Source organism: Nocardiopsis sp. NPDC055824 (assembly GCF_053616335.1).
In genome coordinates, this window is sequence record NZ_JBSHDN010000232.1 from 1 (window position 1) to 9474 (window position 9474).

The 9474-nt window shown below is 73.9% G+C and carries 7 protein-coding genes; 6 read left to right on the forward strand and 1 reads right to left on the reverse strand.

Annotated elements, in window-relative coordinates; translation table 11 throughout:
* On the reverse strand, window positions 1–1208 hold a 1208-nt coding region (locus ACWGL3_RS28395), incomplete at its 3' end, for a carboxylate-amine ligase (RefSeq protein ID WP_452462001.1).
* A 418-nt stretch (window positions 1209–1626) separates the two neighbouring features.
* Here ACWGL3_RS28395 and ACWGL3_RS28400 point away from each other — a divergent pair.
* The 6 genes from ACWGL3_RS28400 to ACWGL3_RS28425 all read left to right on the forward strand — a co-directional run bounded on the left by ACWGL3_RS28400 (window position 1627) and on the right by ACWGL3_RS28425 (window position 9383).
* The gene (locus tag ACWGL3_RS28400; protein WP_267947132.1) at window positions 1627–4449 is read left to right on the forward strand and encodes an AAA family ATPase; all 2823 of its coding nucleotides are present in this window, start codon (window positions 1627–1629) and stop codon (window positions 4447–4449) included.
* A 94-nt stretch (window positions 4450–4543) separates the two neighbouring features.
* The gene (locus tag ACWGL3_RS28405) at window positions 4544–5356 is read left to right on the forward strand and encodes an ABC transporter ATP-binding protein (RefSeq protein WP_452462002.1); all 813 of its coding nucleotides are present in this window, start codon (window positions 4544–4546) and stop codon (window positions 5354–5356) included.
* Complete coding sequence (locus tag ACWGL3_RS28410; RefSeq protein ID WP_267947130.1) at window positions 5353–6072, forward strand: ABC transporter ATP-binding protein; 720 nt, start codon at window positions 5353–5355, stop codon at window positions 6070–6072. The genes ACWGL3_RS28405 and ACWGL3_RS28410 overlap by 4 nt, the downstream gene beginning before the upstream one ends.
* Window positions 6073–6083: 11 nt before the next feature.
* A complete protein-coding gene (locus ACWGL3_RS28415; RefSeq protein ID WP_267947129.1) occupies window positions 6084–6935 on the forward strand; it encodes a branched-chain amino acid ABC transporter permease in 852 nt (283 codons plus the stop codon).
* Between the two features lie 2 nt (window positions 6936–6937).
* Window positions 6938–8032, forward strand: coding sequence for a branched-chain amino acid ABC transporter permease (locus ACWGL3_RS28420; RefSeq protein WP_267947128.1), 1095 nt, complete (start codon window positions 6938–6940; stop codon window positions 8030–8032).
* 31 nt (window positions 8033–8063) lie between these two features.
* On the forward strand, window positions 8064–9383 hold the full coding sequence (locus ACWGL3_RS28425) for an ABC transporter substrate-binding protein (RefSeq protein ID WP_267947127.1): 1320 nt from the start codon (window positions 8064–8066) through the stop codon (window positions 9381–9383).
* Window positions 9384–9474 lie beyond the last annotated feature (91 nt).

Below are 9474 nucleotides of genomic sequence, written 5' to 3' on the forward strand. Positions count from 1 at the left end.
TGGTCGGGCTTCGGCGGCGTCGGGGCCGCCGTCGGACCGTTCCTCGGCGGCTGGCTGGTGGACGGGCCGGGCTGGCGCTGGGTCTTCCTGCTGAACATCCCCCGCCGGGCGTAAGCGGAGCGCTGGCGGGCCGCCCCCGTCCCGGCCTCCCGGGCCCGGTCGAGCAGCGCCGACACCAGGTCGGCGTCGCCGTTGGCGCTCAGGCCGGGGAGCGCCGCGTTCCACAGCCGTTCGAGGGCGTAGGCCCCCGGCAGGCACTCGCCGGTGAGCGGGTCGGGGACGCTGCCCTCCAGGCCGTCCCGGGCGGCGCGCCACATGGCGGCGCGCAGGGTCTGGTCGGTGATCTCCGGCGCGGGCCTGCCGTGGTGGACGTCGGCGAGCGCGCGGGTGGCCAGGCCGCGGGCGAGGACGGCGAACAGCAGCGCCTCCTCGGCGGTCGCGGCCACGTCCCCCACCCGGATCTCCAGGGTGGGCAGGTGGTCGGACAGGCGGACGTCCCAGTAGACCATGTGCCTGTCCAGGATCGCTCCGGCGGAGGACAGCGCCCGCACCGCCCGCTCGTGCTCGGCCAGTGAGCGCAGCATGGGGGGCGGCCCGGCGGAGGGCAGCCGGTTCCAGGTGATGGACCGCCAGCTCGCGTAGCCGGTGTCGACCCCCGCGTGGAAGGGCGAGTTCGCGGACAGTGCCACCAGGAAGGGGAGCCAGCGCCGCAGGTGGTCGCTCACCGCCACGGCGGTCTCGCGGTCGGGGATGCCCACGTGCACGTGGCAACCGCACACGATGTGGGAGGTGCGCAGTGCTCCCGCGTGCGCGGCGATGTCGGCGTAGCGGGGGCCGTCGCTCACGAGGGCGGCCGAGGTGTCGCCGATGACGGCGGTGCCCGTGGCCGCCACGGCGAGCCCGGCCTCGTCGGCGGAGCGCGCCAGTTCGCCGCGGGCCGCGCGGAGGAACCGCAGGGCGTCGTCGGCGGTCTCGCACACAGGGCTGTTGGCCTCGACCTGGACGCGGCTGAACTCCCCGGACAGGCGTTCGTCCGGCATGCGGGCGCGGGACAGGAGCTCGGGCGCCCGGGAGAGGATCCGGCGGGTGCGCGGATCGACGACGAAGAACTCCTCCTCGACACCGAACGTGGGACTTCTCGCGGTGGTGCGGGTGTGGGTGGATGCCGGTAACCACTGGCCGTGTGCTGTCGTGGAGCGGTTCTCCATGGGCGTCGGTCCCTCCTGCTGTCCGGGGGTGTCCCGGACTGGATATCCCGTGCAGGGCGGCCGCGACAGTGTCCCGAAGAAGACAAAGAGCTATCCGTTGATTCGTTTGTCCTCTTTGTCGGGATCGCGGGTGTGGCGTTGCGCGCGCGTTACGGATTTATAACCGCCCCTGGAGTCGGTGAATCCCCGACGGGGCTCCGGACCGCCGTGCGGAGTGAGAGACGTCACTCTTCCGGGGGTGTGGAAACGCAGGTGGGTGCTGGGGCACCCCCGGGAACACCCGCCCCCCGGTTCCCCGCGGGAGGCGTCCCGGGCCCGCGGGAGCCGCCGCGTGCGACTCGGTGCGGGCATCGGTGAAACGACCAGTGTGGACCTTCGCACCTGCCGTGACGGGGGGCCGCTGTGCGAATGTGAGCACGTGGAAGGCAGCGAACCCGAACCCCCGAACACCCGCCTCCGTGGCCGTGACACGGAGACGCGGGCCCTCGCCGACGCCCTGGGCGGCGCCAGGTCCGGACGGGGCACGGCCCTGCTCGTCTCCGGCGGTCCGGGCAGGGGGAAGACGGCCCTCCTCGACCACGCCCGCGGCGCCGCCGGTGGTTTCACCGTGCTCCACGCGGGGGGTATCTCCGACGAGGCGGGCCTCCCCTTCTCCGGACTCCAACGCCTGCTCCGCCCCCTCGGCGCCGAGGTCGACGGGCTCCCCGAGCCCTGGCGCCCGCTCCTCCGGGAGGCCCTCACCCGCGGCGCGGTGGCCGACGCCGACCGGCTCGCCCTCTACACGGCGCTGCCCGAACTCCTGTCCCGCACGGCCGCCGGGCGCGGTCGGCCGCTGCTGGTCTGCGTGGACGACGCCGACCGGCTGGACGCCCCCTCGCTGGACGCGCTGTCCTTCACGGCCCGCCGGCTCGGCGGCACCCCGGTCGCCGCCCTGTTCACCGCGCGCGAGGGACACGGCAAGCCCGCCGGGGCGCGCTTGCCCGAGACCATGGGCGAGCCCACCCCCGACGCGCTCGTGCCCGGCATCGCCGAACTCCTCCTCGCCCCTCTGGAGGAGCGGGCGGTGCACGACATCCTCACCGACAGCGCTCCTGTCACCCTCGCCTCCGCCGTCCGCTCCTCCCTCGTCCGCGCCGCCCACGGCAACCCGGCCGCCGTCCTCGGCTACCTGCGCGGACTGGCCCCGGCGCAGCTCCTCGGCGAGGAGCCGCTGCCCGACCCGCCCCGCCTGCCCGGCCGCCTGCGCGGCGACTTCCTCGCCCCCTACCGCGACCTGCCCGAGCGGGCCCGCCACCTCCTCCTGCTCGCCGCGCTCAGCACCGCGCCCCGCGTCCACCTGCTGCTCACCGCCTCCGGCGGGGCCGACACGACCATCACCGACCTCGAACCCGCGGAGGAGCGGGGCCTGGTCCGGGTGGAGGGCGACGCCGTCGTCTTCACGGACCCCCTGACCCGCGAGGCGATCGCCCAGGACACCCCCGCCGGGCGGTTGCGCGACGCCCACCGGGCGCTGGCCGGGGCGGTGGACCCGGAGCGGGCGCCCGTGGAGTTCTCCCTGCACACCGCCGCGGGTACGAGCGCCCCCGACGCGGACCTGTTCGAGGCGGTGTCCGCCGCCGCCCGCCGGGCCAAGCGCCTGGAGGGCCGCCTCGCCGCCTCCCACGCGTTCGAGCGCGCCGCCTGGCTGTCACCGGACTCCGACGAGCGCGCCTGCCGCCTGACCACCGCCTCCTACGAGGCCTACATGGCGGGCCGCACCGAACGCGCCACCCGCCTGCTGTCGCAGGCGCGCCCCCTCGCGGTCTCCGACCGGCGCCGCGTCACCGTCGACTTCATCGACGCCCAGATCGCCATGCGCGGCGAGAACGCCCTCGACGTGGCCGAGCGGCTGTACACCGTCGGGCGCGAGCTCATCCCGCACGACCGCTTCCTGGCCCTGCGGGCGCTGGTCCGCTCCGCCGACTCCGCCTCCCTGGCCGGCGACGCCGGACGCCACGCCCGCGCCGCCGAGCTGGCGGTCTCCCTGGTCCGCACCGACGACCCGGCGCCGATGCGCCTGCTGTCGGCCTTCCTGGAGGGGTGCGTGATCTCCTTCCGGGGCGACTACCCGGGGTCCACGCCCCTGCTGCGCGAGGCCACCGGGCTGGCGGAGATCGCCAAGCCCTCCGAGCTGATCTGGGCGGGCATCACCGGGCTGCGGCTGGCCGACGCGCCCTTCGTGCGCGCGGCGACCTCCCGGGCGGCGGAGGTCGGCCGGGCGCGCGGCGAACAGGCCACCCTCCCCGCCGCTCTGGGGTTCCTGGTCTTCTCCGAGTTCTGGAGCGGCCGGTTCCCGTCCGCGGCCGGTACCGCGCTCACCGGCCTCAGGGTGTCCCGTGAGAGCGGGCAGACCATCTGGGCCACCCAGCACCTGGCGTCGCTGGCCATGATCGCGGCCATCCAGGGCGACGTGGACACCTGCCGGATCCGCGCCCGCGCGGTCGCCTCCCAGGCGGGCGAGAACAGCCTCGGGCTGGCGGCGGCCCTGGCGGCGTGGGCGCTCGCCGTACTGGAGCTGTCCCGGGGCAACGCGGCGGAGGCGTTCTTCCGGCTGCGCTCCCTCGTGCACTCCGCCCCCGGCCACGGCCACCCCACCATGCGGCTGCTGACCGCCCCGCACTTCGTGGAGGCCGCGGTCAGGATGGGCGAGACGGAGTGGGCCCGCACGTCCCTGGCCGGGTACCGGCGCTGGGCCGAGTCGGTGGGGAGCCCGAGCGCGCTGGCCCTGGCCGCGCGCGGTTCCGGGCTCCTGGCCACGGGCGACGAGGCGGCCGACCACTTCGAGAACGCCCTGGCCCTGCACCGGGCGTGCGGGGACGACGACGTCGAGCACGCCCGCACCCAGCTGCTGTTCGGCGCCTTCCTCCGCAGGGCGCGCCTGCCCGGCCGGGCCCGCGAGCACCTGAACAACGCGGTGGAGACCTTCGAGCGCTTCGGCGCGAGGCTGTGGGTACGGCAGACCCGTGCCGAGCTGCGCGCCATCGGCACCGCCGCGACCGGACCCGACCCCGGGCCGCACGCGGCCGGCGAGCTGACCGCGCAACAGCAGCAGATCGCCCGCCTGGTCGCCGAGGGGGCCACCAACCGCGAGGTGGCCGCGCACATGTTCATCAGCCCGCGCACGGTCGAGCACCACCTGCGCGGCATCTTCCGCAAGCTCAACATCAGGTCCCGCGTGGACCTGGCCCGCCTGTTCAACTGACCCTCCGGTCCGACGGCCCCCGGGCCGCCGGACACCCCTGCCATACCAACTGGTCGGTACGGGTTTTCGGTCGGCAACCGCGAGAAAGGCAGCCATGACAACGACCGCAGCGGACCATCTCCTGAGAGCGGACGGGGTGACCGTGCGCTTCGGAGGCCTCACCGCACTCGACGACGTCGGGCTCCAGGTCGCGCCGGGGTCCGTCGTCGGCCTCATCGGCCCCAACGGCGCGGGCAAGACCACCCTGTTCAACGTCCTCTCCGGCGTGCTGCGGCCCACCGCCGGCACCATCACCTGGAAGGGGGCCCCGCCGCCCGGCCGCAGGCCCCACCACCTCGCCCGCGCCGGCATCGCCCGCACCTTCCAGGGCCTCAACCTCTTCCCGATGATGACGGTCCTGGACAACGTCGTCGCCGGAGCCGACCGCCTCGCCACCGGAGGGGCGTTCTCCCTGATCAGCGGTCTCGGACGGCACCACCGCGACGAGAGGGAGCTGCGCGCCCGCGCCCTCGCCGCCCTGGAGGGGTTCGGGATCGCCGAGCACGCGCACCGGCTCCCCGGCACCCTCCCCTACGGCCTGCAGAAGCAGGTCGCCCTGGCCCGCGCCTGCGTCGGCGAACCCGAACTCCTCCTCCTGGACGAACCCGCCAGCGGGCTGTCCGGGACGCAGATCGACGCCCTCGCCGAGCAGATCCGCGGCTTCAGCCGGGACATGGCCGTGGTCCTGGTCGAACACCACATGGACCTGGTCATGCGCGTCTGCGACCGCATCGTCGTCCTCGACTTCGGCCGGGTCATCTCCACGGGGACGCCGGAGGAGGTCCAGGCCGACCCCCTCGTCACCCGGGCCTACCTCGGCGCCTCCGACGACGCCTCCCCCGGCCACACGAACGGAGCCCCCCGATGACCGCGGCACCCCTTCTCACCGTCGAGGGGCTCAGCGCCTCCTACGGCGCCGTCCGGGCCCTCGACGGCGTCTCCCTCGCCATCCCCGCCGGCGGCATCTGCGCCGTGCTCGGCGCCAACGGCGCGGGCAAGACCACGCTGCTGCGGACCGTCACCGGCCTCCACCCCTCCTCCTCCGGCCGGGTCCTCCTCGACGGGGACGACATCACCCGGCTCCCCGCGGAGAAGGCCATCACCCGCGGCCTCGCCCACGTCCCCGAGGGGGGCGGCGTCATCGCCGAGCTCACCGTCGAGGAGAACCTGCGCCTGGGCGGGCTGTGGCGGTCCGACCGCCGGGACAGGAGCACGTTCACCGAGGTCATGGAGCTCTTCCCGCCCCTGGCCGAACGGCGCGGCAAGACCGCGAGCACCCTCTCCGGCGGCGAGCGCCAGATGCTCGCCATCGGCCGCGCCCTCATGGGCAGGCCGCGGATCCTGCTCCTGGACGAGCCCTCGCTCGGGCTGGCGCCCCTGGTCACGCGGCAGATCTTCGGCCTCCTGCGCGACCTCCGGGACCGCACCGGGCTCACCGTCGTCCTCGTCGAGCAGAACGCCGCCGGGGCGCTGGCGGTCACCGACACCGGGTTCGTGCTCAACCAGGGGCGGGTCGTCGCCGAGGGCGCCTCCTCCGAACTGCTCTCCGACGACCGCACGCGCCACGCCTACCTGGGCTTCTGAGGAGCACCCCCATGACCCACTTCATCAACCTGACCCTCAACGGGTTGGCGACCGGGGCGGCCTACGCGGCACTGGCGCTGTCCCTCGTGATCATCTACCAGGCCACGCGCCTGGTGAACTTCGCCCAGCCCGCGCTCGCCCTGGTCGCGGTCTACACCGCCTACACCGTCACCGGGATCACCGGCTCCTACTGGCTCGGGTTCGCGGCCGCGCTGACGGCCGGGCTGGTCGCCGGGGCGGCGGTCGAGCGGTTCGTCATCAGGCCCATCGCCCGCGTCTCCCAGCTCAACGCCATCATCGTCACCCTCGGACTCCTCCTGGTCGTCCAGGGCCTGGTGGGCATGGTCTGGGGCAACGAGCAGCACGGGTTCCGGTACGCGTTCAGCTACGTGGGCCGCTTCGCCCCGTCCAGCGTGTTCGCCCTCGTGTCCGTCGGCGCCGTCGCCCTCCTGCTGTTCGCCCTCTACCGGTTCACCCCGCTCGGCCTGCGCATGCGGGCCGCCGCCTTCCACCCCGAGGCCGCCCGGCTCAGCGGCGTGCGGGTCGGCCTGATGCTCACCGCGGGGTGGGCCATCGCCTCCTGCATCGGGGCCCTCGCGGGCATGCTCGCCGGACCCCCGTTCATCTCCCCGAACGTGTTCGACGTCGTGTTCGTCTACGGCATCACCGCCGCCGTCATCGGCGGCCTGGACAACCCGTTCGGCGCCGTCGTCGGCGGGCTGCTCATCGGCCTCGGCATGTCCTACGTGTCCGGGTACGCCGGCCCCGAGCTGGCCACCCTCACGGCCCTCGCCATCGTCGTCGTCGTCCTGAGCGTGCGTCCCGACGGCATCCTGTCCCGTCCGACCGCGCGGAAGGTGTAGCCATGTCCTCGCCCACCGGAAAGAGCGCGGAACGCGCCACCGGCCCCGGCGCCCACGCCGCGGGAAGCCCCGACACGCCCCGCGGCCGGAGTCGGCGGACACTGCCCTCGCCGCTGCGCCACCTCCTGTTCGCGGCGCTCGGCCTCGCCGCGGTGACGGGCCTGCTGCTCGTCACCGGGGACCTCACCGCGCTGCGCCTGGCCGCCGTCGGCTACACCATGCTCGCCGTCGCGGGCCTGCAGCTGCTCGTCGGGGGCAGCGGCCAGGTGTCGCTCGGCCACGGGGCGTTCATGATGATCGGCGCCTACACGATGACGCTGCTCGTCCTCCACCAGCCGATGCTGCCCATCGCCGCGAACCTGCTGATCATCGTCGCCGTGTCGGCGGTCGCGGGCATCGCGGTCGGCGCGGCCACCGCCCGCCTCCACGGCCCCTACCTCGCCGGGGCCACCCTGATCCTGGCGGTCGGGCTGCCCGGGCTGACCCACCGCTACCACGAGTTCCTCGGCGGCAGCAACGGGCTCAACATCCGCACCGCCGGGGCGCCCCCGTTCCTCCAGGGGGTCTTCACCGACAGCGAGTGGAAGGCGCTCGTCGTGTGGACCACCGTCGTCATCGGCCTCGCCGTGCTCGCCACCATCTCCTCCGGCCGCCTGGGCCGCCGCATGCGCTCCTTGCGCGACGACGAGACGGCCGCCGCCATGGCGGGCGTCCCCGTCGGGAAGACCAAGGTGGTCGCGTTCGTCATCGCCTCCGCCGCGGGGGGCCTCGGCGGAGGGCTGCAGGCCTACGTGCTCGGCACCGCCACCCCCAGCAGCTTCACCCTCGTGCTCTCCCTGACCCTGCTCGCCGCCCTGGTGTTCGGCGGCATCGGCAGCCTGTGGGGCGCGCTCTGGGCGGCGGTCACCGTCGTCTACCTCCAGATCTGGGCCACCGACCTGGCCCGCTCCCTCGAACTCGGCAGGAACGTCGAGAACAACCTCCCGGTCGTGTTCTTCGGGATCGTCCTCATCCTCGTCCTGCGCTTCTGGCCCCTGGGGCTCCACGGCGCGCTCACACGCCTGGGCGCCCGGCTGCGGCCCCCCACGACCCGCTGATCCCTCCACCCCCCATCGAAGGAGAACCACCATGCGAAGAGGAACACCGGGCGTACTCGCCGCCGCCCTCGCGCTGACGGTCATGGCGACCGCCTGCACGGGCGCGGGCGAGGTCGCCGACGGCGGCGAGGTCGACCTGGACGTGTCGACCGGCGTCACCGACGACAGCATCGTCCTCGGCTCCCACCAGCCCCTGACCGGACCCGCCGCCCCCGGATACCTGGCGGTCTCCCAGGGGGCGAGGGCCGTGTTCGACTACGTCAACGCCCAGGGCGGCATCCACGGGCGCCAGATCGACTACCGGGTGGAGGACGACGCCTACGACCCGGCGCAGACCATCGACGTCACCCGCCAGCTGGTCCTGGAGGACGAGATCTTCGCGATGGTGGGCGGGCTGGGCACGCCCACGCACGGCGGCGTCATCGACTACCTCAACGACGAGGGCGTCCCCGACATCTTCCCGTCGTCCGGAGCCCTGGCCTGGAACAACACCGAGGAGCACCCGCTCACGTACGGCTGGCAGACCGACTACACGAAGGAGGCGAAGATCCAGGGCCAGTACATCAGCGAGAACTTCTCCGGCCAGAACGTCGGCTACCTGTACCAGAACGACGACATCGGGGAGGACTCCCAGGCGGGCCTGGACCAGTACCTCGCCGACGAGGTCGTCGCCCGCGAGCACTACGAGTCCGAGGTGTCCGACCTCAGCGCACAGGTCGCCGAGTTCGAGCGCACCGAGGCCGAGGTGGTCGTCTGCTCCTGCATCCCGGCGTTCGTCGCCCTCGCCATGCTGGAGGCGGCGAGCATCGGCTACGAGCCGCAGTGGGTCATCTCCAGCATCGGCGGGGACACCGCGACCCTCCAGGGCCTGCTCGCCGAGTTCACCCAGGACACGGACGCCGAGGACGTCCCTGCCGACGCGTTCCTGGACGGCGCCCTCGTCACCAGCTACATGCCGCGCGTCGAGGACCAGGAGGACGAGTGGGCCCAGTTCTTCCTGGAGGTCTACGGGGAGTACGGCGAGGGCGAGACCGTCACCAACACCCACGTGTTCGGCATGACCCAGGCCGTCATGGTGGCCCAGGTCCTCAGGTCGGCCGGCCAGGACCTCACCCGCCAGTCGCTCGTCGACGCGATGGAGGCCCAGGAGTGGCAGGGGCCGGGCCTCCTGCCCTTCTCCTCCAGCGGTGGCGACCACGGCGGACACCAGGGCGTGTACGTCGTCCAGTACCGGGCCGGCGGCACCATCGAGATGGTCCAGGGCCCCCGCGTGACCGACCGTGAGGGCGGCGGCATCGAGGAGACCGACTTCGAGCGGCTGCCCCCGGAGGAGCTGGACTTCCACGACTGACCGGGGTCGGACCGGTAGGACAGGGCGGTGGGGCCGCGGGGAGGGACACACGGGCACCCCCAGTGTTGGGTGCGCCCGGCCGGCGCGCGGG

Coding starts and splice junctions, on each gene's coding strand:
- ACWGL3_RS28405 (WP_452462002.1), top strand. CDS start 4,544: ATGACAACGACCGCAGCGGACCATCTCCTGAGAGCGGACGGGGTGACC.
- ACWGL3_RS28410 (WP_267947130.1), top strand. CDS start 5,353: ATGACCGCGGCACCCCTTCTCACCGTCGAGGGGCTCAGCGCCTCCTAC.
- ACWGL3_RS28415 (WP_267947129.1), top strand. CDS start 6,084: ATGACCCACTTCATCAACCTGACCCTCAACGGGTTGGCGACCGGGGCG.
- ACWGL3_RS28420 (WP_267947128.1), top strand. CDS start 6,938: ATGTCCTCGCCCACCGGAAAGAGCGCGGAACGCGCCACCGGCCCCGGC.
- ACWGL3_RS28425 (WP_267947127.1), top strand. CDS start 8,064: ATGCGAAGAGGAACACCGGGCGTACTCGCCGCCGCCCTCGCGCTGACG.